This window comes from uncultured Methylobacterium sp. (genome assembly GCF_964244095.1).
Classification (GTDB): domain Bacteria; phylum Pseudomonadota; class Alphaproteobacteria; order Rhizobiales; family Beijerinckiaceae; genus Methylobacterium.
Genome location: NZ_CAXTHR010000057.1, coordinates 1 through 24,598, shown reverse-complemented (window position 1 = coordinate 24,598; position 24,598 = coordinate 1). Strand labels below are relative to the sequence as shown.

Here is a 24,598-nt window from a genome sequence, read left to right as displayed (position 1 = left end):
CGATCTTCAAGTGGTTCGAGAAGTGGTGCAACGACGAGTTCCGCCACGGCGAGGCGTTCGCGCTGCTGATGCGCGCCAACCCGAAGCTGACCCAAGGGGTGAACCGCTACTGGATCAAGTTCTTCCTGCTCGCCGTGTTCGCGACGATGTACGTCCGCGACCATTGCCGCCCGGCCTTCCACGCCGCGCTCGGCGTCGATCCGTCCGAGTACGACTTCACGGTGTTCCACATCACCTCCGAGATCTCGAAGCAGACCTTCCCGCTGACCCTCGACCTCGACAACCCGAAGTTCAAGCAGCGGCTCGACACCCTGCTCGACTGCTCCGTGAAGATCGCCGAGGCGCGCGCGCAGGGCGGAATCCTCGGTAAGCTGAAGCACGGGACCCAGGTCGCGCGGGCAGCCCTCACCTTCGCCCGGCTCTACGCGCTGCCGACCCTCGACAACCCGATGCCGGCCGAAATCCGGCTCGAGCCGGTCTGGTAGCGGGTCGCCGATGTCGCCCTACGCGGTACCGGCCCTCTACGCGGTGGCGCTCTGGTGGTTCTCCACCGGCGTGATCATCCTGCTCGACCACCTGCCGCAGCGGACGTTCCGGTGGAGCATGGCTGGCGGTACCGCGGTGCTGCTGGCTGCGCTCGCCGCGATCGGTGCGAGCGCGGGCGACGCCACCGAGACCGGGGCCTACACCGCCTTCACCGGCGCGCTGCTGGTCTGGGGCTGGCAGGAGATGAGCTACTACATGGGCTTCGTCACCGGCCCACGCCCGCAGGCCTGCCGGCCGGGCGCGCGGGGCGTCGAGAAGTTCCGCGCGGCGGCGGCGACCAGCCTGTGGCACGAGGGGGCGATCGTGCTGGGCGCGCTGGCCATCCTCGCGCTCACCTGGAACGCGCCGCAGAAATTCGCGCTGTGGACCTACCTCGTGTTCTGGGGGATGAACCTCAGCGCCCGGCTGAACATGTTCCTGGGCGTGCGCAACCTCAACGCCGAGTTCCTGCCCGATCACCTCGCCTACCTCGGCTGCTACCTGACCAAGCGGCCGATGAACCTGCTGTTCCCGGTCTCGGTGAGCCTCGCCACGGTGATCGTCGCGCTGCTGGGGCGGACGGCGCTCGCGCAGGAGGTCGGCAGCCATGAGATGGTGGGCTTCACCATCCTCACCACGCTGATGGCGCTCGCCACCCTGGAGCACTGGTTCCTGATGCTGCCGCTGCCCGCGGCGGCGCTCTGGAACTGGAGCCTTCCGTCGAAGACCGTCGCGGCGGCCAGCCTTGTCCAGGAACAGCGACCGGCCGAGGACGGCCGGCGCGACGCGGCCTAGGGCCGCGTCGCGCGGAGCGACGACGACCGTATGGGAATCGGGGCGAAGGCGGTGCGCGCGAGCGAACCGGGATGGCTCAGGACGCGGGAGAACCCGCGCATGTCGAGACGAGGACGGGGAGACGAGCGATGGATTACGAAGCGTTCTTCGGTGCCGAGCTGAACAACCTCCATCGCGAGGGCCGCTACCGCGTCTTCACGGACCTCGAACGCCAAGCCGGGCGCTTCCCGCACGCGACCCACCACCGGCCGGACGGGGCGCGGCCCGTAACGGTGTGGTGCTCGAACGACTATCTCGGCATGGGCCAGCACCCCGACGTGCTGTGTGCGATGCACGCGACGCTGGACCGGTGCGGCGCCGGGGCCGGGGGCACCCGCAACATCTCCGGCACCAACCACCACCATGTGCTGCTCGAGGCGGAACTCGCCGACCTGCACGCCAAGGAGGCGGCGCTGCTGTTCACCTCCGGCTACGTCTCGAACTGGGCGGCGCTCGGCACGCTCGCCGGCCGCATCCCCGGCTGCGTCGTGCTCTCGGATTCGGAAAACCACGCCTCGATGATCGAGGGCATCCGCGCGAGCCGCGCCGAGCGCCACATCTTCCGCCACAACGACCCGGAGGACCTGAACCGCAAGCTGCGGATGCTGGACCCGGCAAAACCGAAGCTCGTGGCGTTCGAATCGATCTACTCGATGGACGGGGACATCGCGCCGATCAGTGAGATCTGCGACGTGGCCGAGGCCCACGGCGCGCTCACCTACCTCGACGAGGTCCACGCGGTCGGCCTCTACGGCGCGCGCGGCGGCGGCGTGTCCGAGCGCGAGGGCGTCGCCCACCGGCTCGACGTGATCGAGGGCACGCTCGGCAAGGCGTTCGGCGTGCACGGCGGCTACATCACCGCGAGCGCGAAGCTCTGCGACTTCGTGCGCAGCTTCGCCTCCGGCTTCATCTTCACCACCTCGCTGCCGCCGGCCGTGGCCGCGGGCGCCGCGGCCAGCATCCGCTACCTCAAGCGGAGCGGCGTCGAGCGCGCCCGGCACCAGGAGCGGGTGCGGCGCGTGCGCGAGAAACTCGACGCCGCCGGCATCCCCTACCTGCCCAACGACAGCCACATCGTGCCGGTGATGGTCTGCGATCCGGTGCTGTGCAAGGCGATCTCCGACACCCTGCTCGACGAGTTCGGCATCTACGTGCAGCCGATCAACTATCCGACCGTGGCGCGGGGCACGGAGCGCCTGCGCATTACCCCGTCACCGCTGCACAGCGATGCCGACATCGACCATCTCGTGGGCGCGCTCGCGGCGATCTGGGGACGGATCGGACTGGAGCGGGCGGCGGCGGAATAACCCTCGGCGATCGCCCGCCCCCTATCGATCCGCTACGCGGGCCGCCCTGTCCCTCAGAGGGTTGCGGATCTACACATCTTGCCAGGGGTGCTGCGTGGATCGGGCGAAGCGCCGAGCGACCCCCTCTCCCAGGGGAGAGGGTTGGGGTGAGGGGCGTGACCTCTCCGGATCGTTCTCATCCCTCACCCTGTCCCTCTCCCGCTAAGGGCGTGGGGACCCGAACCCTGCCCGGATCGCGTCGAGCGATATGTGCATCCACGGACCCACGACCGGGAGAAGGCGCCGTGGCCCAGGTTTGCGCGCCCCGAAGACCGACCCTACGCTCGCATCCTGACCGATCCTCCACCGCCGGCCTCATCCTGGGGGCGCGGATGGGCGGAACCTGCCAAGCCCCATGAGCCGTCGAGTCCCGCACGCGTGAACACCTTCCCCTTCTCGGCCATCGTCGCCCAGGACGAGATGCGCCAGGCCCTGCTGATCGCGGCGGTCGATCCCGCGGTCGGCGGCGTGCTGGTGTTCGGCGACCGCGGCACCGGCAAGTCCACGGCGATCCGGGCGCTCGCCGGCCTGCTGCCGCGGATGCGCGCCGTGATCGGCTGCCCCTATGCCTGCGATCCGGCGGCGCCCGCCGGGGCCTGCCCGCACTGCGCCGGGGGCGGGGAGCGCAAGGCCGCGCTCGTGCCCGTCCCCGTGGTCGACCTGCCGCTCGGCGCCACCGAGGACCGGGTGGTCGGCGCCCTCGACCTGCAGCGGGCGCTGGCGCTCGGCGAGAAGGCGTTCGAGCCGGGGCTGCTGGCGCGCGCCAACCGCGGCTTCCTCTACATCGACGAGGTCAACCTGCTGGAGGACCACCTCGTCGACCTGCTGCTCGACGTGGCCGCTTCGGGCGTCAACACCGTCGAGCGCGAGGGCCTGAGCATCCGCCACCCGGCGCGCTTCGTGCTCGTCGGCAGCGGCAACCCGGAGGAGGGCGAGCTGCGGCCGCAGCTCCTCGACCGGTTCGGGCTCGCCGTCGAGGTGGCCACGCCCACCGACATCGCGACCCGCATCGACGTGGTCCGCCGCCGCGACGCCTACGAGCGCGACCCGGCAGGCTTCTGCGCCGGCTACGCCGGGGCCGAGCAGGCTCAGGCCGAGCAGATCACGCTCGCCCGCGAGCGCCTGCCGGCGGTCGCGATGCCCGACCCGGTGCTGGAGGCCTGCGCGAAGCTCTGCCTCGCCCTCGGCACCGACGGGTTGCGCGGCGAGCTCACCCTGATGCGCACCGCCCGCGCGCTGGCGGCCCTCGACGGTGCGGACGCGGTCGCGATCGACCATGTCCGCCGGATCGCGCCGGCGGCGCTCCGCCATCGCCTGCGCCGGAACCCGCTGGACGAGGCCGGCTCCACGGCGCGCGTGGCGCGGGCGGTCGCCGAGGTCCTGGCGTGACGCCGGAGGCCGGCGCCGCGCTCTGGGCCGATGCGGTGCGGGTCGCAGGGCTCCTGGCGCGGGACCCGCACGGCTGCGTCGGCGTGCGCCTGCGGGCCGGCGCCGGGCCGGTGCGCGACGCGTGGCTCGGCCATCTCACCCGCGGTCTCGCGCCCGGCACGCCCGTGCGGCGCTGCCCGCCCGGCATCGCCGACGACCGCCTGCTCGGCGGCCTCGACCTCGCCGCGACCCTGGCCGCCGGGCGGCCTGTGGCGCAGGCGGGCCTGCTCACGGAAGCCGATGGCGGGCTCGTCCTCGTGCCGATGGCCGAGCGCCTCTCGTCCGGCACCGCGGCCCGCCTCGCGGCGGCGCTCGACACCGGCCGCGTCGCGGTCGCGCGCGACGGCTTCGCCGAGAGCCGGCCGACGCGGGTGGGGCTGGTGCTGCTCGACGAGGGGCTCGACGACGAGGCGCCGCCGGCCGCGCTCACCGAACGCCTGGCCTTCGACCTCGACCTCAGAACCCTGTGCCTCAGCGACCTCGGCCGAACGTCCGGCGAGTCCCTTTCTTTACCGCGGGAAGATGGACCGGAGGCGCGGGGCGAGGCGCTCGGAGACCGCGCCGCCGTCGTCCCGTCGTCACCCGGCGACGCCGCGTTCCTGCGCGGCGACACGGCCGGGACGGCCCTCGACGACGAGGCCATCGCCGCGCTGTGCGCGACGGCCGAGGCGCTGGGCGTGGCCTCGCTCCGCGGGCCGCTGCTGGCGCTGCGCGTCGCACGGCTGATCGCCGCGTGCGACGGGCGGACGGCCCTCACCGAGGCCGACATCGTCGCGGCGGCGCGGCTGGTGCTCGGCCCGCGGGCGACGCGGATGCCCGTCGCCGAGCAGCCCGGCGACGCGGCGGAGCCGCCGGCAGAGGCGCCGCCGGAGGACGAGGCGCCGCCGACGCCGGATGCCCCCGGAGGCGAGGACGGTGCCGACCCGCAGACGACCGATGCGCAGGAGCTCGACGAGGTCGTGCTCGCGGCGGCGCTGGCCGCGATCCCGCCCGGCCTGCTGGCGGCGCTGGCCGCGGGCGATCCGCCACGGGGCGGCAAGGCGGGAAAGGCCGGCGCGGCGGCGGCGGCCTCGCGCCAGGGCCGGCCGATCGGCGCGCGGGCCGGCGACCCGCGGCGCGGGCGCCTCGCGCTGCTCGCGACGCTCCGCGCCGCCGCACCGTGGCAGGGGCTGAGACGCGCCGAGCCGGGCGCGACGCAAGCATCCCAGAAAATCATCGTGCGGCCGGAGGATGTCCGGATCACCCGCTATCGCCAGCGCACCGAGAGCACGACGGTCTTTGCGGTCGACGCCTCCGGCTCGGCGGCGCTCGAACGGCTGGCCGAGGCGAAGGGCGCCGTCGAGCTGCTGCTGGCCGAAGCGTATGTCCGGCGCGACCGGGTGGCGCTCGTGGCCTTCCGGGGCAGGGCGGCCGAGCTCGTGCTGCCGCCGACGCGCTCGCTCGTGCGGGCCAAGCGCGGGCTCGCCGGCCTGCCGGGCGGGGGTGGCACGCCGCTCGCCGCCGGGCTCGACGCGGCGGGCGAGGTCGCCGTGAGCGTCCGCCGCGGCGGCGGCACCCCGGTCGTCGTGCTGCTCACCGACGGGCGCGCCAACATCGACCGCACGGGCGCGCCGGGCCGGAAGCAGGCGGCGGAGGACGCGCTCGCCGCCGCGCGGCGGTTTCGCGGCGCGGGGTTCTCCGCGATCCTGATCGACACCGCGCCGCGGCCGCAGGATTCGGCCCGGGCGCTGGCCGCGGCGATGGGCGCCCGCTACCTGCCCCTGCCGCAGGCCGATGCCGGCACGCTCAGCGCCGCGGTGCGGGCCGCGGCGGCCTGATGTTCGGGGCCTGCGCGCCGGAGCCGAGGTCTCGGAGGGGCAGCGGGATAGGGTTCGGAACGGGGTGCCATCGCCGACGCAGGCGTTGCAAGGGATCAGGCGTTGCAAGGTATGACGACACCGATGCCCGAGGACCGCCCGGCCTGGGAGCGCGAGGGCCGCGACTGGCCGCACCGCGACGCGAGCCGCTTCGTCGAGGCGTCCGGCCTGCGCTGGCACGTGCAGGCGATGGGGCCGGAGGGCGCGCCCGTGCTGCTCCTCGTCCACGGGACCGGGGCTGCCACGCATTCCTGGCGCGGGCTGATGCCGCTGCTCGCGGAGCGGTTCCGCGTCGTCGCGCCGGACCTGCCCGGCCACGGCTTCACCGATCCGCTGCCCGCGGGCCGCCTGTCGCTGCCCGGGATGGCGGCGGCGCTCGCCGACCTGACGGCGCATCTCGGCGTGGTGCCGGCGGTGGCGGCCGGGCATTCGGCGGGCGCGGCCGTCCTCGCGCGGATGTGCCTCGACGGGCGCCTCGCGCCGAGGCTCCTGGTCGCGCTGAACGGCGCCCTGAAGCCGTTCCCGGGGTTGGCTTCGGTGCTCTTCCCGAGCATGGCGCGGATGCTGTTCCTCAATCCCGTGACGCCGAAGATCTTCGCGTGGACGGCGGACCGCGCCGCGGTGCAGCGGCTGATCCAGGGCACCGGCTCGCGCCTCGACCCGGCCGGGCTCGACCTCTACCGGCGCCTGTTCCGCAAACCCGCGCACGTCGCCGGCGCGCTCGGCATGATGGCGAACTGGAACCTCGACGCGCTGGACCGCGACCTGCCGCGGCTGTCCGTTCGGACGCTGCTGGTCGTCGGCTCCGACGACAAGGCGATCGCCCCGGACACCGCCTTCGCGGTGCGCGACCGCCTGCCCGACGCCCGCGTCGCGCTGCTGCGCAGCCTCGGCCACCTCGCCCACGAGGAGGCGCCGGAGCGCGTCGCGGCGGCGATCCTGTCGGAGGCGGATACGCTCGGCATCGCGCCGGCCGGAGGGCCCGCGGCCTGAGCCCGATCCGCGCAGGAAGCCGTTTGCAAAGCCCCTCGAAAAGCCTCTTGCCTGCGGACGGCTTCCGATCCTACTGTCACCTTATGTTGACACTCGAAGCGTCAAAAGTTCGAGCCCAGACGGATCGCCGGCCCCACGCCGTCGTGATCGGCAGCGGCTTCGGCGGCTTGGCCGCCGCGATCCGCCTCGGCGTGCGCGGCTACCGCGTCACCGTGCTGGAACGGCTCGACCGGCCGGGCGGGCGGGCGCGCGTGCACCGCCAGGACGGCTTCACGTTCGATGCCGGCCCGACCATCGTCACCGCGCCGTTCCTGTTCGAGGAACTCTGGGCTTTGTGCGGCCGCCGCATGGAGGACGACGTCACGCTGGTGCCGATGCGGCCCTACTACCGCATCCGCTTCGACGACGGCGCCACCTTCGACTACAGCGGCGACGTCGCGGCGATGCGGGACGAGGTCGCGAAGTTCTCACCCGGCGATGTCGCCGGCTACGAGCGGTTCATGGCGCGCAGCGCGGCGATCTTCCGCGTCGGCTTCGAGGAACTCGGCCACGTCCCCTTCGGCTCCATCCGCGACATGCTGCGGATCGCCCCCGACCTGCTGCGGCTCGGCGGCCACCGCAGCGTCTACGACGTGGTCGCCAAATACATCCGCGACGAACGGCTGCGCACGATCTTCAGCTTCCACCCCCTGCTCATCGGCGGCAGCCCGTTCCGGGCGAGCGCGATCTACTGCCTGATCGCCCATCTCGAGCGGCGCTGGGGCGTCCACTTCGCCATGGGCGGCACCGGCCGCCTCGTCGACGGCCTCGTCGACCTGATCGCGGGGCAGGGGGGCAGCTTGCGCTGCGGGGCGGACGTGGCCGAAATCCTGGTCGAGGCCGGGACCGCGACCGGCGTGCGGCTCGAAGGCGGCGAGACGATTCTGGCCGATATCGTCGTCTCGAACGCCGATTCCGCCCACACCTACCGCAAGCTTCTGCCCGCCTCCGCACGCCGCCGCTGGACCGACCGCAAGGTCGAGAAATCCCATTCCTCGATGGGCCTGTTCGTCTGGTACTTCGGGACGAAGCGGAAATACCCGGAGGTCGCCCACCACACCATCCTGATGGGGCCGCGCTACCGCGCGCTGATCGACGACATCTTCCGCAGGAAGCATCTCGCCGAGGACTTCTCGCTGTATCTCCACCGGCCGACCGAGACCGACCCGATGCTGGCGCCCCCGGGATGCGATGCCTTCTACGTGCTCTCGCCGGTGCCGAACCTCGCCGGCGGGCAGGACTGGGCGGCGCTCGCCGAACCCTATCGCCGGCGGATCGAGGCCGCGCTCGAAGCCAGCGTGCTGCCGGGCCTGTCGGACGCGATCGTCACCTCGAAGGTGACGACGCCGCAGGATTTTGCCGACGACTTCCTGAGTTTCCGCGGGTCGGGCTTTGGGCTCGAGCCGGTGCTGACGCAATCGGCGTGGTTCCGGCCGCACAACGCGTCCGAGGACGTGCGCAACCTCTTCCTGGTCGGTGCGGGCACCCATCCCGGCGCCGGCCTCCCCGGCGTGCTCTCCACGGCCAGGGTCCTCGATACGGTGGTGCCGGATGCCCGCGTCTTCGCTTGAATCGTCCCGAGGGCGCACGGCCCCGGCCGGTACGCCCCATGCGTCCGCCGCCGACCATGCCGCTTGCCGCGCGGCGATCCGAACGGGTTCGCGCAGCTTCTACGCGGCCTCGCACTTGCTGCCTGCGAAGGTCCGGCAGGCGGCCTACGGGCTCTACGCGTTCTGCCGTCTCTCCGACGACATGGTCGACGAGGCCGGCGCCTCCGTGGGCGCGGTCGCCCGGCTCGATGCGAGGCTCGCGCGGATTCATGCCGGCTGCCCCGCCGACCATGCCGCCGACCGGGCGCTCGCCGACATCGTCGCCGGTCACGCCATCCCGCAGGCCCTGCCGGCGGCGCTGATCGAGGGGCTGGCCTGGGACGCCGCGGGCCGGCGCTACGCGACGCTCAGTGAGCTCTGCGCCTACGCCGCCCGCGTCGCGGCCTCCGTCGGCGCGACGATGACGCTGATCATGGGCGTGCGCGACGCCGACGTGCTGGCGCGGGCCTGCGACCTCGGCGTGGCGATGCAACTCACCAACATCGCCCGCGACGTGGGCGAGGACGCCCGCGCCGGCCGGCTCTACCTGCCGCTGGACTGGCTCGCCGAGGCCGGCATCGACGCGGACGGGTTCCTGGCCGATCCGGTGATGACGGACGCGCTCCGCGCCGTGGTCGCACGGCTGCTCGCGGCCGCCGACGTGCTCTACGCCCGCTCCGGCGCCGGGATCGGCGGCCTGCCGCCGGCCTGCCGTCCCGCGATCCGCGCCGCGCGGCTGATCTATGCCGAGATCGGGCGGGCGATCGCGGGCAACGGCTTCGACAGCGTGACGCGGCGCGCCCGCGTCTCCGGCCGGCGCAAAGCGTGGCTCCTCGCCCGCGCGGCGCTGCCGCTGCCCGCGGACGCGGAGCGCGGCGCCCCGAGCCTGCCGGAGACGCGCTACCTGATCGAGGCAGTGCCGGGGCGCGTGCGCGTCGGCTCGGCGTGGTGGGACATTCCCGGCCAGATCGTGCAGGTGCTCGACATCATCGAGACCCTGCGCGAGCGGGAGGCGATCGGCCGCGAGGCGGCGTGACCGACCCGCTCTTCGCCGTCTTCGACATCGGGCTGGTCTTCGGCCTCGGCCTCGGGCTGGCGATCTGGCAGCTCGTGGTGCTCAGGCGCGGCATCCGCCGGGACCGCGCCGCGGCCGCCGAAGCGGAGCGCCGGGCTGTGCGCCCGGCCTCGGAGTAGCGTCAGGAGGCGCGGCCGGCCGCCGTGCCGCCGAGGTGGAACACCCGGTGCGGCACGAGTTCGCCGCGCTCGACGTCGCCCACCGCGACGAGGATGCCGCCGCAGGTCGCGAAGATCTTGCCCTCGATCGGCGCGTCGCGGCCGCGCAGGATCACCGGCTGGCCGCGCATCAGGCGCAGCGCCATGTCCCGCGAGATCGAGACCGAGGAGATCGCGTCGAGCGCCGTCTCGACCGGCTGGAGATGGGCGACGCTGCCCTCCGGGCCGGCGGCATCGAGGCCCGCGACGTCGCAGGCATCGGCTTCCGCGAACGGGCCGACGCGGGTGCGGCGGAGCGCCGAGACGTGGCCGAAGCAGCCGAGCACGCGCCCGAGGTCGCGGGCCAGCGCGCGCACGTAGGTGCCCTTGCCGCACTCGGCCTCGATCACCGTGCGGTCGGGCGCGTGCTCGACCACCGCGAGGCGGTCGATCCGCACGGGACGCGCCACCAGTTCGACGACCTCGCCGTCGCGGGCGAGGTCGTAGGCGCGCTCGCCCTGGATCTTGATCGCGGAGTAGCGCGGCGGCACCTGCTCGATCGCGCCGACGAAGGCCGGCAGCGCCGCCTCGACGGCCGCGCGGGTCGGGCGCACGTCGCTCGTCGCGACCGGGCGCCCCTCGGCGTCGTCGGTGTCGGTCTCGATGCCCCAGGCCACGGTGAACCGGTAGGCTTTGCGCCCGTCCATCACGAACGGGACGGTCTTCGTGGCCTCGCCGAGCGCGATCGGCAGGATGCCCGAGGCCAGCGGATCGAGGGTGCCGGCATGCCCCGCCTTCTTCGCGTTGAAGGCGCGCTTCACCACGGCCACCGCGTGCGTCGAGGTCATGCCGACGCCCTTGTCGAGGATGACCCAGCCGGAGACGTCGCGCTTCTTCGGCCGGTCGGGCCGCGGACCGCCGTGGGGCGGCCGGGGCGCGTCCCGGCCCCGGCGCTCATCGACGTGCGCCGCGCCGGCTTGTGGCATCTCGGGCACGGGAGCCGGATGCTCGGAGGTCGGGACGTCGTTCATGGAAACCTCGGTCGACACGGGTTTGTGACTGGCATCGGTGCGGCGGACAAGCGCGGCACCGTCTCGACTGCGACGCCGACGATCCGAGTGAAGGCGATCGGCGGGGGACGGGTTCCTGGCCCGCGCCTCAACGACCCGGCCCGCCCTCCGGCTCGTCGTCGGACGGCGGGGCCGCGTCGAGGTCGCGCTGGACGCGCTCGTTGCGCAGGAGTTGGTCGATCCGCGCGGCCTCGTCGAAGGTTTCGTCGCGGCGGAAGCGCAGTTCGGGGGCGTATTTCAGGTTCACTCGGCGCGCGACCTCCTGGCGGAGCGCCTTGCGGTTGCGCTCCAGCGCCGCGATCACCGGAGCTTCGTCCATGCCGCCGAGCGGCATCACGTAGGCGGTGGCGAGCTTGAGGTCGGGCGACATCCGCACTTCGGGCACCGTCACCACGTGGGTGCCGAGCACCGGGTCCTGGATGTCGCCGCGCTGCAGCACCTCGGCGAGCGCGTGGCGGATGAGTTCGGCCACGCGCTGCTGGCGCTGCGACGGGCCGGTCGGGTTTGGTTTCTGGGCCATGGTCTCTTCGGTCCGGCGCGAGGCCGTCCGGCGGGCGGGCGGAGCGGGACGGGAATACGAAAAAAGACGGCCGCGGCAGGAGCCGCGGCCGCCGTGTCGATGCCTGATCGTTCAAGATCAGAGCGTGCGGCGGATCTCCTCGACCCGGTAGCACTCGATGATGTCGCCCGCGCGCATGGTCTCGAAGTTCTCGAACGCCATGCCACAATCCTGGCCGGACGTGACCTCCTTGGCGTCGTCCTTGAACCGCTTGAGCGTCTTCAGCTTGCCCTCGTGGATCACCACGCTGTCGCGGATCAGGCGGACATGGGCGCCGCGCTCGACGACGCCGTCCGAGACGCGGCAGCCGGCGACCTTGCCGACCTTCGAGACCTCGAAGATCTCCTGGATGAACGCCTCGCCCAGGCGCTCCTCGCGCAGGGTCGGCGGCAGCATCCCCGACAGCGTGGCTTTGATGTCGTCCACGAGGTCGTAGATGATGTTGTAGTAGCGGATCTCGACGTCGTTGCGCTCGGCAAGCTCCCGCGCCTCCTTGTGGGCGCGGACGTTGAAGCCGATCACCACCGCCTTCGAGGCGGTGGCCAGCGTCACGTCGGACTCGGTGATGCCGCCCACGCCCGCGAGCAGGATGCGGGCCGAGACCTCGTCGTTGCCGAGCTTTTCGAGCGCGCCGGAGATCGCCTCGACCGAGCCCTGCACGTCGCCCTTGATCAGAACCGGCAGTTCCTTGCGGCCGGCACCCTCCTTGAGGTCGCGCATCATGTCGACGAGCGAGCGGTTGGCGCCGCCCGTGCGCGCGTTCTGGCGCTCGCGCTTCGTGCGGGCACGGTACTCCGTGACCTCGCGGGCGCGGGCCTCGTTCGGCACGACGACGACGCGGTCGCCGGCATCCGGCGTGCCGTTGAAGCCGAGCACCTCGACGGGGACGGAAGGCCCGGCGTACTGGATGTTCTCGCCCTGGTCGTCGATGAGCGCGCGCACCCGGCCCCACTCGGCGCCGGCGACCACGATGTCGCCGGTGAACAGCGTGCCGCGCTGCACCAGCACGGTCGCCACCGGGCCGCGGCCGCGGTCGAGCTTGGCCTCGATCACCGTGCCCTCGCCGTCGCGCTTCTCGTTGGCGCGCAGCGCCATGATCTCGGCCTGGAGCTGCAGGCCTTCGAGCAGTTCGGGCAGACCGTCGCCGGTCTTGGCCGAAACCTCGAATTCCAGGGTCTCGCCGCCCATCGACTCGACCTGGATGTCGTGCTGGAGCAGTTCGGTGCGCACCCGCTGCGGCTTCGCCTCGGGCTTGTCGATCTTGTTGATCGCCACGATCAGGGGCACGCCCGCGGCCTTGGCGTGCTGGATCGCCTCGATGGTCTGGGGCATCACGCCGTCGTCGGCCGCCACCACGAGCACGACGATGTCCGTCACCTTGGCGCCGCGCGCGCGCATCGAGGTGAAGGCGGCGTGGCCGGGGGTGTCGATGAAGGTGATCATGTCGCCGGACGGCGACGCGACCTGATAGGCGCCGATGTGCTGGGTGATGCCGCCGGCCTCGCCATCCACCACATGCTCCTTGCGGATCGCGTCGAGCAGAGACGTCTTGCCGTGATCGACATGGCCCATGATCGTGACGACGGGGGGACGCGGATCGAGATCCTCGTCGAGATCCGGCTCGTCCGAGGTCAGGCCCTCCTCCACGTCCGATTCGGCGACGCGGCGCACGGTGTGGCCCATCTCCTCGGCGATGATCTGCGCCGCATCCGAATCGATCACGTCGGTGATCTTGTGGATCTCGCCCTGCTTCATCAGCAGGCGGATCACGTCGACCGCCCGCTCCGACATGCGGTTGGCGAGTTCCTGGATCGTGATCGTCTCCGGGATCGTCACCTCGCGCGACAGCTTCTCCTTCTGCTCGACCTGCCGGCTGCCGCTCATGCGCTGCTGGCGGCGGCGGAAGGAGGCGATCGAGCGGGTGCGCTCGTCCTCGCCCGAGGTGGCGGTGGCGATGGTGAGGCGGCCGCGGCTGCGGTCGCCGCCGGGCTGCTTCGGGGTCTTGGGCGGCGTGATGATCTTGAGCGGCATGCCGGGACGGCGGATGACGCGCTTGGTCTCGCTCTCGTCCTCGTTCGCCGCCGGCCGGCCGGCCGGGCGCGCGGCCGTGCCGGCGGGGCGCGCGGCGGTCGTCGGGCTCGCGCTCTTCTCCGGCTCGGGCGCCGGAGCAGGCTTGGCCATGAAGTTCAGGTTCTGCGGCTTGCGCACGTCCGCGGTGATGGTCTTGCGCGGTTCGGCCGGCGTCGGGCGCGCGGTCAGCGGCGGCCGGGCCGTGGCGGCCGGACGCACGGGCGATGGAGCGGGACGGGCAGCCTGCGGAGCCGCAGGCGCAGCGGCAGCGAGGCGCGGGGCGGGTACGGGCTTGGCAGCGGCCGGCGCCGCCACCGCGTTCGGCGCGGCCCCGGCTTCCGTCGGCGCGGCGGCAGCCGGCGCGGGAGCGGGTTCCACGGCCGGGCTCGGCGTCGCGGCCGCGGCGAGGGCCGCAGCGGCCTCGGCCACGCGCCGCTTCTCGTCCTCCTGGCGGCGCGCCTCCTCGGCGCGCTTGGCGGCGGCGGCGACCTCGCGCTCGCGCTCCTCGGCGGCGGCCTGGGCGCGACGCGCCTCGGCTTCCACTTCGGACTGGCGGCGGGCTTCCTGCTCGCGGCGCTGCGCGTCGGCCAGTGCAGCCGCCCGGGCGGCGCTTTCCTGCTCGCTCAGCGTGCGCAGCACGACGCCGGAAGCCGAGCGTTGAGCGGGTCTCGGCGCAGCCGGCGGCGGTGCGACCCGCACGGGCGCCACCACGGGGGCGACGGGCGCAGGCGCCGCGCCGATGACACGGCGCTTCACCGTCTCGACCACGACCTGCTTGGAGCGGCCGTGGGAGAAGCTCTGGCGCACGGTCCCCTGCTCGATCGGACGCTTCAGGGAGAGCGGCTTCGCAGGAGTCTTGCTCAGAGTCTTGTCGCCCGGATTGTTCGTGTCGCTCATTCAGCCTGAACCCTGAGGGTTTCCATCGTCGCGTGAACCGGCAACCCGCGGAGCGCCGGCCTGATCCGTCACGGCATCGTCGTGCAGAGGGGGGCCGTCCCCGCCGTGTCCGGCGGGTCCACGCTCCTCGATCGCCGCGGCGACGCCCTCGAAGGAGCGCAGCCGACGCCAACGCGCCAGGCAGCCGGCGGCCCCGACTCCTGCGACGAGGGCAGCGTGTATCACATGATCCCGACCCAAGGCCATGTCCAATTCGTCTTCGGACAGGTCGTCGACGATCGGTACACGCGATATGGCATCGCCGTGCCGCCGGTACAATGCCGCGGCGAGCTTGCGCCGCCCGTCCGGGCTCGCATCCGAGGCGTGGATCACGGCAGCGACCCCGGGCGGCGCGCCGATCGCCGCCTCGACCTTGGCGAAGCCGGCGACGAGGCAGCCGGCCTTGTTGGCCAGCGCGATCGCCTGCCGCAGGTCGGCCCGAAGCGCCGCGGCGATCCGGTCGGGCAGGTCGGCCGGCGCCGTGGCGTCCTGCGTCCTGAACGCCCGGTTGAAGGCCCGCTTCTTCACGGCGGCCGCGACATCCTCGCGGCGCGCGCTTACCCAGGCGCCGCGGCCCGGAAGCCGGGCGCGCAGGTCCGGCACCACCGCGCCGTCCGGCCCGAGCACGAAGCGGATCATCGCGTCCGGCGCCTGTGCGAGGCGGGTCACGATGCAGGTGCGCAGCGAGCCCTGGCGGCCGCGATTGGGCCCGGCATCGAGGGCGAGGCCCTCGGCACCGGCGTCGGCGACCGGTCGCGGGGCCGGATTCATCGCCGGGCCCGGCCGCCTCAGTTCGCCTCGGCCGGCTCGGCCTCGCCCTCGGCCGCTTCCGGCTCGGGCAGGGCCTCGATCCAGCCGGCATGCAGGCGGGCTGCCATGATCATGCCCTCGGCCTCGGTGCGGGAGACCTCGAAGCCGTCGAGGTAGCCGGCATGGCGCGTCGCCTCGGGGCCGCGGCCTTCCGTGTAGCCGACGAGGTCGTCGGTGGCGCAGCCGGCCAGATCCTCAATCGTCTTCACGGCGTTCTCGCCGAGCGCCACCAGCATCGGCGTGGTCAGGCCCTCGATCTCGCGCAGTTCGTCCTGCACGCCGAGCTCGGTCCGGCGGGCGTCGTGCTCGCCCTCGATCCGGGCGAGGTGGTCCTGGGCGCGCGCCTGGATCTCGGCGCCGGTCTCCTCGTCGAGGCCCTGGATGCCGGACAGTTCCTGGATGTCGACGTAGGCGATCTCCTCGACGTTGCGGAAGCCTTCCGCGGCGAGCAGCTGGCCCACCGTCTCGTCGACGTCGAGCGCCTCCATGAACACCTGCGTCCGCTCGGCGAACTCCTTCTGCCGCCGCTCAGATTCCTCGGCCTCGGTCAGGATGTCGATGTCCCAGCCGGTGAGCTGGGAGGCGAGCCGCACGTTCTGGCCGCGCCGCCCGATGGCGAGCGAGAGCTGGTCGTCGGGCACCACCACCTCGATGCGGTCGGCCTCCTCGTCGAGCACCACCTTGACCACCTCGGCCGGCTGGAGCGCGTTGACGATGAAAGTCGCCTGGTCCTCCGACCACGGGATGATGTCGATCTTCTCGCCCTGGAGTTCGCCCACCACCGCCTGGACGCGGGAGCCGCGCATGCCGACGCAGGCGCCGACCGGGTCGATCGAGCCATCGCGCGAGATCACCGCGATCTTGGCGCGCGAGCCCGGATCGCGGGCGACCGCCTTCACCTCGACGATGCCGTCGTAGATCTCCGGCACCTCCTGCCCGAAGAGTTTTGCCATGAATTGCGGGTGCGAGCGCGAGAGGAAGATCTGCGGCCCGCGCACTTCCCGGCGCACGTCGAACAGGTAGGAGCGGATGCGGTCGCCGGGGCGGAAGGTCTCGCGCGGGATCATCTCGTCGCGCCGCACGATGCCCTCGCCGCGGCCGAGATCGACGATGACGTTGCCGTACTCCACGCGCTTGACCAGGCCGTTGACGATGTCGCCGATGCGGTCCTTGTACTCGTCGAACTGGCGATCACGCTCGGCGTCGCGCACCTTCTGCACGATCACCTGCTTGGCCGATTGCGCCGCCACGCGCCCGAAATCGAACGGCGGCAGGGTGTCGGAGATCACGTCGCCGACGAGCGCGCCGGGGTTGTAGCGCCGCGCCTGATCCAGCGTGATCTCGCGGGCGTCGTTCTCGACGAGATCGACCACCAGCAGGTGGCGCGAGAGCCGCAGCGCCCCGGTCTTGTTGTCGATCTCGGCATGCACGTCGGTCTCGGCGCCGTAGCGCGAGCGCGCCGCCTTGGCGATGGCCTCCTCCATCGCATCGATGACGATGGAGCGGTCGATCACCTTCTCGCGGGCGACCGCGTCGGCGATCTGGAGGAGTTCGAGCCTGTTGGCGCTGACGACGGCCATCGGTGTCGGTCCTTCTGTCGAATTGCCGGCGGGGCTTCCCGGCGCGGGGAGCCGCCGCAACGGTCAGTGAAGCGCGTCGCGGTGCTTGAGCCGGGCCGCCTTGGTGGTCACCGGCTTTTTCGGCGCATCCGAGGCCTGCTTCGCCTTCACGGGCTTGGCGAGCTTGGGCTTGGCCCCGGCCTTCTGCCGTTTCGGGAACGGCGCAGGGGGCGGGGCGGGCGCCGCCTCCGCGTCGTCCTCCTCGGCGTCGATGTCCCGGGGCGGGCCGCCGCCGCGGCGGAGCGATTCGCGCACCAGGTCGTCGGTGAGCACGAGATGCGCCTCGGCGAGGTCGCGCAGGGGCACGCAGACCCGGCTCGGCAGCCCCTCCTTCACGTCGGGCAGGTCGAGCGGAACGCTGAGCCCGTCCGCGTCGGGCGTGCCGATGATGCCGCGGAAGCGCTTGCGGCCGTCGAGCGGCACGGCAAGCTCGATCTTAGCCTCGTAGCCGGCCCAGCGGGCGAAGTCCGAGACCCGCACCAGCGGGCGGTCGATGCCGGGGGATGAGATTTCCAGGTAGTAGGCGATGCCGACCGGGTCGTCGAGGTCCAGGATCGGCGAGATCGCCCGGCTCACCGTCTCGCATTCGTCGATCGACAGGGTGCCGTCCGGCCGCTCGACCATGATCTGCACGGTGCAGCCGTTGGCGCTCGACACCTTCACCCGCACCAGCCGGAAGCCCAGGCCCTCGATCGGCCCGTCGATCGCCTGCACCACGCGCGCGGCCACCCCGGTCTCGCGGACCAGGCGTTTTTCGGACGGCTCGGACGAAGGCTCGGACATGACTGCGCTCAGGGTCGGACTCGCTGGTGCGGCGTTCCGGCGGGCGGCGCGACAGGGCTTGCGGCAATAAAAAAGAGCGGACCCGGTGGGGCCCACTCCCGAACCGCAGCCTTGCGACTGCAACCAGAACTGTTGATCGCCGATGTAGCGGGCAAACGTCCGGAGTTCAAGTACGTTCGTGCGAGGGAGAGCCTTCGGTGCGCGGGCGAAAGCGTCGGGCGAGGGCCGCTCAGCCGCCGACGCACAGGAAAGACGCCTCCCGACGAGAGGGCGGCGTCCTCGTCCCGAGCGAACCCCGACCGCGGGCTCAGGCCGCGCGCTTAGCCCGGCCGAGCAGCTTGCGGTTGATCAGGAGTTCGGCGATCTGGACCGTGTTCAGCGCCGCGCCCTTGCGCAGGTTGTCCGAGACGCACCAGAAGTTCAGGCCGTTCTCCACCGTCGCGTCCTCGCGGATGCGCGAGACGTAGGTCGCGTCCTCGCCAGCGGCCTCGTGCGGGGTCATGTAGCCGCCGTCCTCGCGCTTGTCGATCACCAGGATGCCCGGCGCGGAGCGCAGGATGGCGGTCGCCTCCTCAGGGCTGATCGGGCGCTCGAACTCGACGTTGACGGCTTCCGCGTGGCCGATGAACACCGGCACGCGCACGGCGGTGGCGGTGAGCCTGATCTTCGGGTCGAGCATCTTCTTGGTCTCGGCGACCAGCTTCCACTCCTCCTTGGTGTAGCCGTCCTCCATGAACACGTCGATGTGCGGGATGACGTTGAAGGCGATGCGCTTGGTGAACTTGCCCGCCTTCACCTCGCCCGCCGTGAAGACGGCGCGGGTCTGGTTGAACAGTTCGTCCATCGCCTCCTTGCCCGCGCCCGACACCGACTGGTAGGTCGAGATCACCACGCGCTTGATCGTCGCCGCGTCGTGCAGCGGCTTGAGCGCCACCACGAGTTGCGCCGTCGAGCAGTTCGGGTTGGCGATGATGTTGCGCTTCGAGAAGCCCACGACCGCGTCGGCATTCACCTCGGGCACGATCAGCGGCACGTCCGAATCGTAGCGGAACGCCGACGAGTTATCGATCACGACGCAGCCCTGCGCGCCGATGCGGGGCGACCACTCCTTAGAGGTCTCGCCGCCGGCCGACATCAGGCAGAGGTCGGTGTCGGAGAAGTCGTAGGTGTCGAGGGCTTTGACCTTGAGGATCCGGTCGCCGAAGGAGACCTCCTGGCCCTGGCTGCGGCGCGAGGCCAAAGCCACGACCTCGTCGGCGGGAAACGCCCGCTCGGCCAAAATGTCCAGCATCTCGCGGCCCACGTTGCCCGTGGCGCCGACGATGGCGACCTTGTAACCCATCTCCAAAACTCCGCTTGTCCGGCGTTTTCCGGGCGCCCGCGCTCCGCCGGCCCGACGCGTCCGGCCATGATACGTCCGCCCCGCGATCGCGCGAGGTGGGGCTTCCGGAAGGCCGGAGCAAGGCGCCGGCGCCCGGCGCCTGTCAAGGCCGGCCGGACCGTGCCTCCCGCGCTCCGCAGGGCGGATAAGGTTCGATTCACCGCGCAGCGAGAAACGCCGCAACGGAGCACCTCACTGATAACCGGATGGGAGGTGCGGCGGGACGACGATGCGGGCGAGTTCGGGGGCGTTTCCCCGTGGCGCGACCGCATCCGATGGCCAGGGACGATACCCATTCCAACGCCGATCCCGCGCCGAAGCTGCCGCGGCTGCCGTTGCTCGCGCTCACCGGTCGCGTCGTCGGCTCGGCGGTGGTGATCGGCATCCTCAGCCTGTTGGCCCGCGAGACGATCCGCACGCACCCGCCGGTGTCATCCGCCCCGGTGCCGTCGGTGACGGCCTCCGTGACCCGGGCCGAGCTCGGGATCGCCTTCGTGCCTGCGACGATGCCGGCCGCGCCCCCCGCGGTCCCGCTTGCCCCGAACGGTCGCCTGCGCCTCGGCACGGGGGGCGATGACGGGGCGGGCGATCCCGTCCGGGTCGAGCCGGTGCGCCGCCCGGAGACGCTCGCGCGCGGCGACTTCTCGGCGATCGAGGCAACGCACCTGCGCCTCACCCTGACGCGCGACGCCGCAGAGCCGGCACCGAGCCTGTTCGTGACGCTCGCCCGCCGCGCGGCGGAGGGGATGAGCCTGTCGGTGGTCCGCACGGCCGCGCGGGGCCGGATCGCGACCAAGTTCGGCGCGGTCGAGACCCTGGAGATCACGCTCGCCGGGCCGCTGCGCCGGGTCTGCACGGGCTTTGCCACCGTCGAGGCCCGGCCGGTGCGGATCGACGGCTGGCTCTGCGCGCCCCTCGGCCGGCCGCCGGAGCCGCGCGCGCTCGCCTGCACCCTCGACGCCCTGACGCTCGACGCGCCCGCCGACCCGGCGACGAACGCGGTGTTCGCCGAGGCCGAGCACCGGCGCGATCCCGCCTGCGATCCGATCCGGGCACTCTCGGGCGGCGAGGCCGAGGGCCGGACCGGCTCGATCGGCGCGCGCCGCAGACCGGCGCGGGGAAAAACAGTGCACGACTGATTGAGGCGACAATGCGGCAAAAGACGCAAGCGCGGCGGTTTCCCCCGGAACCGCGGCCGCGCTCGGGCGTCTACCCGCCGACAGGCACGGGATTCTTAATCTCCCGCTGCCACACTCGGCCCCGCATTCAACCAAGGTGCCTCATGCGCTCGATCAAGATCGCCCTGCTGGGCGCCCTCGCCGTCTCCAGCCTCGGCCTCGCCGTGCCGGCCCAGGCCCAGGACGGGTTCGGCCCGGGCTACCGCGTCAGCCGCCCGCTGCCGATCCGCATCCGCCCGCGGAGCTGGCTCGATGCCGGCAACGTGGTCGAGCCCGGCGCCGGCTCGGTGAGCAACCCGGCGACCAACCCGGTGCTCATCGCGCAGTCGAACCAGCTCAACCCGGTCTACGGCCGCAATGACCGCTTCGGCGGCGGCATCCTGCCCGATCCGATCACCAACGGCCCGTTCATCGGCGCCCGGTCGAGCGCGATCCGCAACGTCGACTTCTCGGCCATCGACGCCATCGACCCGACCTCCTACGTCGCGCGCTACGGCAACCCGTACTGAGACGGTTCGGACCGGGGCTTCCCGACCGGGGCGCGCGGCGAAGGCCGCGCGCCCTTTTTCATGTCCGCTCAGGCGGCGCGGGCCCGCAGATCCGCTGCGATCAGCCCGGCCATCGCACCTGTGCCGACCGCCTCGGTGCCCGGGCTCGCGATGTCGGCGGTGCGCGCGCCGCCCGCCAGCGTCGCGGTCACCGCGCTCTCGACGAGGTCGGCGGCCTCGCCCAGCCCGAACGAGTAGCGCAGGCACATGGCCAGCGAGCCGATCATCGCGATCGGGTTGGCCGCGTCCCGGCCGGCGATGTCGGGAGCCGAGCCGTGGACCGGCTCGTAGAGCGCCTTGCGGGTGCCGCGGCCGTCGAGCGCGCCGAGCGAGGCCGAGGGCAGCATCCCCAGCGAGCCGGTCAGCATCGCAGCCACGTCCGAGAGGATGTCGCCGAACAGGTTGTCGGTCACCAGCACGTCGAACTGCTTGGGCCGCCGCACGAGCTGCATCGCGCAGTTGTCGGCGAGCACGTGCTCGAGTTCCACGTCGGCGTAATGCTGCGCGTGGACCCGGGTGACGACCTCCTTCCACAAGACGCCGGACTTCATCACGTTATGCTTCTCGGCCGACGCCACCCGGCCGGACCGCTTCCTGGCGAGATCGAATGCGACGTGGGCGATCCGCTCGATCTCCCCGGTGGTGTAGACCTGGGTGTCCACCGCGCGCTTCGCGCCGTCAGGAAGCGTCGTGATCTCCTTGGGCGCGCCGAAATACACGCCGCCGGTGAGTTCGCGCACGATGATGATGTCGAGGCCCTCGACCAGCTCGCGCTTGAGCGCCGAGGCGTCGGCGAGAGCCGGGTGGCAGATCGCCGGGCGCAGGTTGGCGAACAGCCCGAGTTCCTTGCGCAGGCGCAGCAGGCCGGCCTCGGGGCGGATGTCGTAGGCGACGCCGTTCCATTTCGGGCCGCCGACAGCGCCGAGCAGGATCGCGTCGGCGGCCTCCGCCCTGGCCAGCGTCGCGTCCGAGAGCGGGGTGCCGTGCGCGTCGATCGCCGCGCCGCCGACGCGGTCGGTCTCGGTCTCGAACCGCGCCAGACCGGTCTCGGCGAGCGCGCCGAGCACCGTCTCGACGCCGGCCATCACCTCGGGGCCGATCCCGTCGCCGGGCAGGAGCAGGAGCTTGTAGGTGGCCATGGCGTTTCGCCTCTTCGGGGACGGGAGGCTCCGGATGTAACCGCCTCAGACCTTCCGGGCCACCGTGAACCGCGCCGCCTCGCACAGCGTCCGGGCGCGCTCGCCCCAGCGCGACACCGCGTCCTCGCACACGCCGACCAGCCGGTCGCACTCGGCCCGCGCGCCGTCGAGGCCGAGGCGGTCGACGAGCGTCGCCTTGCCGGCGCCCTTGTCCTTGCCGGTGGCCTTGCCCATCGCCTCCGGAGAAGCCTCGCGGTCCAGGATGTCGTCGGCGATCTGGAACGCCTGGCCGAGCGCGAGGCCGTAGCGCAGCAGCGCGGCGCGCTCGTCCTTCGTTGCCCCGCCGACGAGCGCCCCGGCCTCCACCGAGAAGGCGAGGATCGCGCCGGTCTTCATCGCCTGGAGCCGGAGCGTGTCGTCCACGCCGAGCTGGACCGGGCCGAAGCGCCCCTCCGCCGCGAGGTCGAGGAGCTGGCCGCCGACCATGCCGCCCAGCCCCGAGGCGCGGGCCAGCCCGAGCACGAGGTCGGCGCGGACCGACGCGTCCGGCTGCCACGTCGGGTCGGCGAGGATCTCGAAGGCGAGCGTCTGGAGCGCGTCGCCGACGAGGATCGCGGTCGCCTCGTCGTAGGCCTTGTGCACGGTGGGCTTGCCGCGGCGCATGGCGTCGTCGTCCATCGCCGGCATGTCGTCGTGGACCAGCGAGTAGCAGTGCACGAGTTCGACGCCGGCGCCGGCGGCGAGCGCCCCGGCCTCGGCGCCGCCGAGCATCCGCGCGGTCTCGACCGCCAGGAACGGGCGCAGGCGCTTGCCCCCGCCGAGCACCGCGTGGCGCATCGCCGCCATCAGACGCGGGGGCCGGGCGATCTCGCCGGGGCCGGCCTCGGGGCCGAGGCGCTCGACCAGGAAGGTCTCGGTCGCCTCGGCCACGCGGGCGAGCTTGCGGGAAAAGTCGTCGTCCGTGCCTTGCACCTTGACCGGAGCGGGGTGAGCCTGCGTTGAGGTCATCGGGGGGCCTTGACGGGATGGGGACGCGGCGCTGTGCGGGCGGAGGATGACAAGGCGGCAGCCGATCGCGACGCGCAGAGCACCGAGGCGCGAGACCTGAAATCGCTCGGACGCCCGCGGCGACCGCGGCGCATCGGCAGGCTCGTCGGGCTGGTCCTGCTCGTCCCGGCCATCGGGCTCGTCCTCCTGCTCACGCTGGCGCTCGTCTATCGCGCGGTGACGCCGCCCTCAACCCTGATGCTCGGGCGATGGTTGACGGGCCAGCCCGTCGCCCGCGCGGCGGTGCCGCTCGCGGGCATCGCGCCGGCCCTCGTCCAGGCGGTGATCGCCGCGGAGGACCAGCGATTCTGCCTGCACGGCGGCGTCGACCTCGGCGCCCTCAGGGACGTGGTCGAGGACGAGGACGGCCCGAGCCGCGGCGCCTCCACCATCGCGATGCAGACGGTGAAGAACGTGTTCCTGTGGCCGGGCCGCTCCGTCGTCCGGAAGGGGCTGGAGATCCCGCTCGCGTTCCTCGTGGATGCGCTCTGGGGCAAGCGGCGGATGATCGAGGTCTACCTCAACGTCGCCGAGTGGGGCGACGGGATCTACGGGGCGCAGGGCGCGGCCCGGCACTGGTTCGGCAAGGACGCAAGCGACCTCACCCGCGGCGAGGCGGCGCTGCTGGCTGCCACCTTGCCGAACCCGATCCTTCGCAGCGCCGGGAAGCCGTCCCGCGGGGTGCGGGCGCAGGCCGGACGGATTCAGGCCCGGATGGGGCAGGTCGAGGGGCTGATGGGCTGCCTGCGCGGCTGATCTTTTTGCGGTGCGGCCGGGTTCGCAGCGTGCGGGGATGGGATAGGACGCGTCGTCCACGCGGGAATACGACGGTCATGGCCGAGCACGGCGGAACGGAAATCACCCTGGAGCGGATCGCCCTGATCCGCCGCCTCGTCGTCGGCTGGAACGCGGACGGGCTGGGCGCGCCGATGATCCACCCGGACGCGCCCTACGGCAGCACTGACCGCGACGGCGACATCGCCAACGTCACCGGCGACGACGAGGGCGCTGAGGCGGAGCACCGGGCGGTCGGCGCGGCGCTCGGTGCCTTCGTCCGCCACGCGGCGCTGAGGCCGGGGCGCTACCAGTACCACAACCCGCTGGCCAAGCTCGATCCGGGCCGGGCCGGCGACGTGTTCCGCGACGGCGACGGCGCCACGCCCGAGCACATCACCTTCGACGTGACGGACGCACACCTCGCCCTGATCCCGCAGCTTGCCGTGCTGTGGAGCGACGCGCTCGACGTGCCGTGCATCGATCCCGAAAAACCCTACGGTGCCGTGCCCGTGCCGGAGGCCGGGCTGCACCACGCGATGCAGCCGGCGCTGCAGATCTTCCTGCGGTATGCCGACATCGCGCCGGGATTGTTCGATCTGAAGTAGTTCAATACGGAATCTTCCGGCCTGAAAACATCGGAATACGCGCTGCTGCAGGCCGCCGCAGCGTCCCGGCGGCGGCACAGCGGATCGCATCCTGGCGACTTCTGAACAGGCCGCCCTTGCATGCGTCCCGATGGCGACCCGGTGTCCCTCGGAATCCTGACCGATGACGAAGCTCGGACCGTCGTCGCGTGGGATATCCGGGCACCGGATCGTCGGAGATTTTGGACTAGAGCATTTTCCAGCGAGGTGGATAC

Annotated in this window: 21 protein-coding genes and 1 pseudogene; 13 read left to right on the top strand and 9 right to left on the bottom strand. The window is 72.5% G+C overall.

What is annotated here, in order from left to right; all coding sequences use genetic code 11:
- The 9 genes and pseudogenes from ACFE86_RS11010 to ACFE86_RS10970 all read left to right on the top strand — a co-directional run.
- Nucleotides 1-485 (top strand): annotated as a pseudogene (locus ACFE86_RS11010) (magnesium-protoporphyrin IX monomethyl ester (oxidative) cyclase); the annotation flags it as partial.
- Between the two features lie 10 nt (nucleotides 486-495).
- Nucleotides 496-1,320 carry a putative photosynthetic complex assembly protein PuhE gene (gene puhE / locus ACFE86_RS11005; protein ID WP_375455372.1) on the top strand — a complete coding sequence of 275 codons (825 nt, stop codon included), beginning with the start codon at nucleotides 496-498 and terminating at the stop codon, nucleotides 1,318-1,320.
- Nucleotides 1,321-1,448: 128 nt separating this feature from the next.
- Complete coding sequence (gene hemA / locus ACFE86_RS11000; protein WP_375455371.1) at nucleotides 1,449-2,666, top strand: 5-aminolevulinate synthase; 1,218 nt, start codon at nucleotides 1,449-1,451, stop codon at nucleotides 2,664-2,666.
- A 417-nt stretch (nucleotides 2,667-3,083) separates the two neighbouring features.
- The gene (gene bchI / locus ACFE86_RS10995) at nucleotides 3,084-4,094 is read left to right on the top strand and encodes a magnesium chelatase ATPase subunit I (protein WP_375455370.1); all 1,011 of its coding nucleotides are present in this window, start codon (nucleotides 3,084-3,086) and stop codon (nucleotides 4,092-4,094) included.
- On the top strand, nucleotides 4,091-5,950 hold the full coding sequence (locus ACFE86_RS10990; protein ID WP_375455369.1) for a magnesium chelatase subunit D: 1,860 nt from the start codon (nucleotides 4,091-4,093) through the stop codon (nucleotides 5,948-5,950). The genes bchI and ACFE86_RS10990 overlap by 4 nt, the downstream gene beginning before the upstream one ends.
- Before the next feature lie 111 nt (nucleotides 5,951-6,061).
- Nucleotides 6,062-6,982: an alpha/beta fold hydrolase BchO gene (gene bchO, locus ACFE86_RS10985; RefSeq protein WP_375455368.1), complete on the top strand. Its 921-nt coding sequence runs from the start codon at nucleotides 6,062-6,064 to the stop codon at nucleotides 6,980-6,982.
- 83 nt (nucleotides 6,983-7,065) lie between these two features.
- Nucleotides 7,066-8,592 (top strand): phytoene desaturase, encoded by a 1,527-nt coding sequence (locus ACFE86_RS10980; RefSeq protein ID WP_375455367.1) that lies wholly within the window; start codon nucleotides 7,066-7,068, stop codon nucleotides 8,590-8,592.
- Entirely contained in the window at nucleotides 8,573-9,646 is a 1,074-nt protein-coding gene (locus tag ACFE86_RS10975; RefSeq protein ID WP_375455366.1) for a phytoene/squalene synthase family protein, read from the top strand. The genes ACFE86_RS10980 and ACFE86_RS10975 overlap by 20 nt, the downstream gene beginning before the upstream one ends.
- Nucleotides 9,643-9,804, top strand: a complete 162-nt coding sequence (locus ACFE86_RS10970) for a hypothetical protein (RefSeq protein ID WP_375455365.1) — start codon at nucleotides 9,643-9,645, stop codon at nucleotides 9,802-9,804. The genes ACFE86_RS10975 and ACFE86_RS10970 overlap by 4 nt, the downstream gene beginning before the upstream one ends.
- A 2-nt stretch (nucleotides 9,805-9,806) precedes the next feature.
- Here ACFE86_RS10970 and truB read toward each other — a convergent pair whose 3' ends face one another.
- The 7 genes from truB to ACFE86_RS10935 all read right to left on the bottom strand — a co-directional run bounded on the left by truB (nucleotide 9,807) and on the right by ACFE86_RS10935 (nucleotide 19,011).
- A complete protein-coding gene (gene truB / locus ACFE86_RS10965; protein ID WP_375455374.1) occupies nucleotides 9,807-10,808 on the bottom strand; it encodes a tRNA pseudouridine(55) synthase TruB in 1,002 nt (333 codons plus the stop codon).
- A gap of 172 nt (nucleotides 10,809-10,980) precedes the next feature.
- The gene (rbfA, locus tag ACFE86_RS10960) at nucleotides 10,981-11,412 is read right to left on the bottom strand and encodes a 30S ribosome-binding factor RbfA (protein ID WP_375455364.1); all 432 of its coding nucleotides are present in this window, start codon (nucleotides 11,410-11,412) and stop codon (nucleotides 10,981-10,983) included.
- Nucleotides 11,413-11,529: 117 nt separating this feature from the next.
- Nucleotides 11,530-14,418 carry a translation initiation factor IF-2 gene (infB, locus tag ACFE86_RS10955; protein ID WP_375455363.1) on the bottom strand — a complete coding sequence of 963 codons (2,889 nt, stop codon included), beginning with the start codon at nucleotides 14,416-14,418 and terminating at the stop codon, nucleotides 11,530-11,532.
- Nucleotides 14,419-15,228 carry an RNA-binding protein gene (locus ACFE86_RS10950; protein ID WP_375455362.1) on the bottom strand — a complete coding sequence of 270 codons (810 nt, stop codon included), beginning with the start codon at nucleotides 15,226-15,228 and terminating at the stop codon, nucleotides 14,419-14,421. It lies immediately after the preceding gene.
- Between the two features lie 17 nt (nucleotides 15,229-15,245).
- Complete coding sequence (gene nusA, locus ACFE86_RS10945; RefSeq protein WP_375455361.1) at nucleotides 15,246-16,847, bottom strand: transcription termination factor NusA; 1,602 nt, start codon at nucleotides 16,845-16,847, stop codon at nucleotides 15,246-15,248.
- A gap of 63 nt (nucleotides 16,848-16,910) precedes the next feature.
- Entirely contained in the window at nucleotides 16,911-17,669 is a 759-nt protein-coding gene (gene rimP, locus ACFE86_RS10940; protein WP_375455360.1) for a ribosome maturation factor RimP, read from the bottom strand.
- A gap of 307 nt (nucleotides 17,670-17,976) precedes the next feature.
- Nucleotides 17,977-19,011, bottom strand: a complete 1,035-nt coding sequence (locus ACFE86_RS10935) for an aspartate-semialdehyde dehydrogenase (protein ID WP_375455359.1) — start codon at nucleotides 19,009-19,011, stop codon at nucleotides 17,977-17,979.
- 314 nt (nucleotides 19,012-19,325) lie between these two features.
- Between ACFE86_RS10935 and ACFE86_RS10930 the strand changes: the two genes are divergently transcribed.
- Complete coding sequence (locus ACFE86_RS10930) at nucleotides 19,326-20,189, top strand: hypothetical protein (RefSeq protein ID WP_375455358.1); 864 nt, start codon at nucleotides 19,326-19,328, stop codon at nucleotides 20,187-20,189.
- Between the two features lie 143 nt (nucleotides 20,190-20,332).
- Nucleotides 20,333-20,737: a hypothetical protein gene (locus ACFE86_RS10925; protein ID WP_375455357.1), complete on the top strand. Its 405-nt coding sequence runs from the start codon at nucleotides 20,333-20,335 to the stop codon at nucleotides 20,735-20,737.
- 68 nt (nucleotides 20,738-20,805) lie between these two features.
- Here ACFE86_RS10925 and leuB read toward each other — a convergent pair whose 3' ends face one another.
- Together leuB and ACFE86_RS10915 are read right to left on the bottom strand one after the other, a co-directional pair.
- The gene (leuB, locus tag ACFE86_RS10920) at nucleotides 20,806-21,915 is read right to left on the bottom strand and encodes a 3-isopropylmalate dehydrogenase (RefSeq protein WP_375455356.1); all 1,110 of its coding nucleotides are present in this window, start codon (nucleotides 21,913-21,915) and stop codon (nucleotides 20,806-20,808) included.
- Between the two features lie 45 nt (nucleotides 21,916-21,960).
- Complete coding sequence (locus tag ACFE86_RS10915; protein WP_375455355.1) at nucleotides 21,961-22,923, bottom strand: polyprenyl synthetase family protein; 963 nt, start codon at nucleotides 22,921-22,923, stop codon at nucleotides 21,961-21,963.
- A gap of 96 nt (nucleotides 22,924-23,019) precedes the next feature.
- Between ACFE86_RS10915 and mtgA the strand changes: the two genes are divergently transcribed.
- Entirely contained in the window at nucleotides 23,020-23,718 is a 699-nt protein-coding gene (gene mtgA / locus ACFE86_RS10910) for a monofunctional biosynthetic peptidoglycan transglycosylase (RefSeq protein ID WP_375455373.1), read from the top strand.
- 77 nt (nucleotides 23,719-23,795) lie between these two features.
- Complete coding sequence (locus tag ACFE86_RS10905; protein ID WP_375455354.1) at nucleotides 23,796-24,344, top strand: hypothetical protein; 549 nt, start codon at nucleotides 23,796-23,798, stop codon at nucleotides 24,342-24,344.
- The last annotated feature ends 254 nt before the right edge of the window (nucleotides 24,345-24,598 follow it).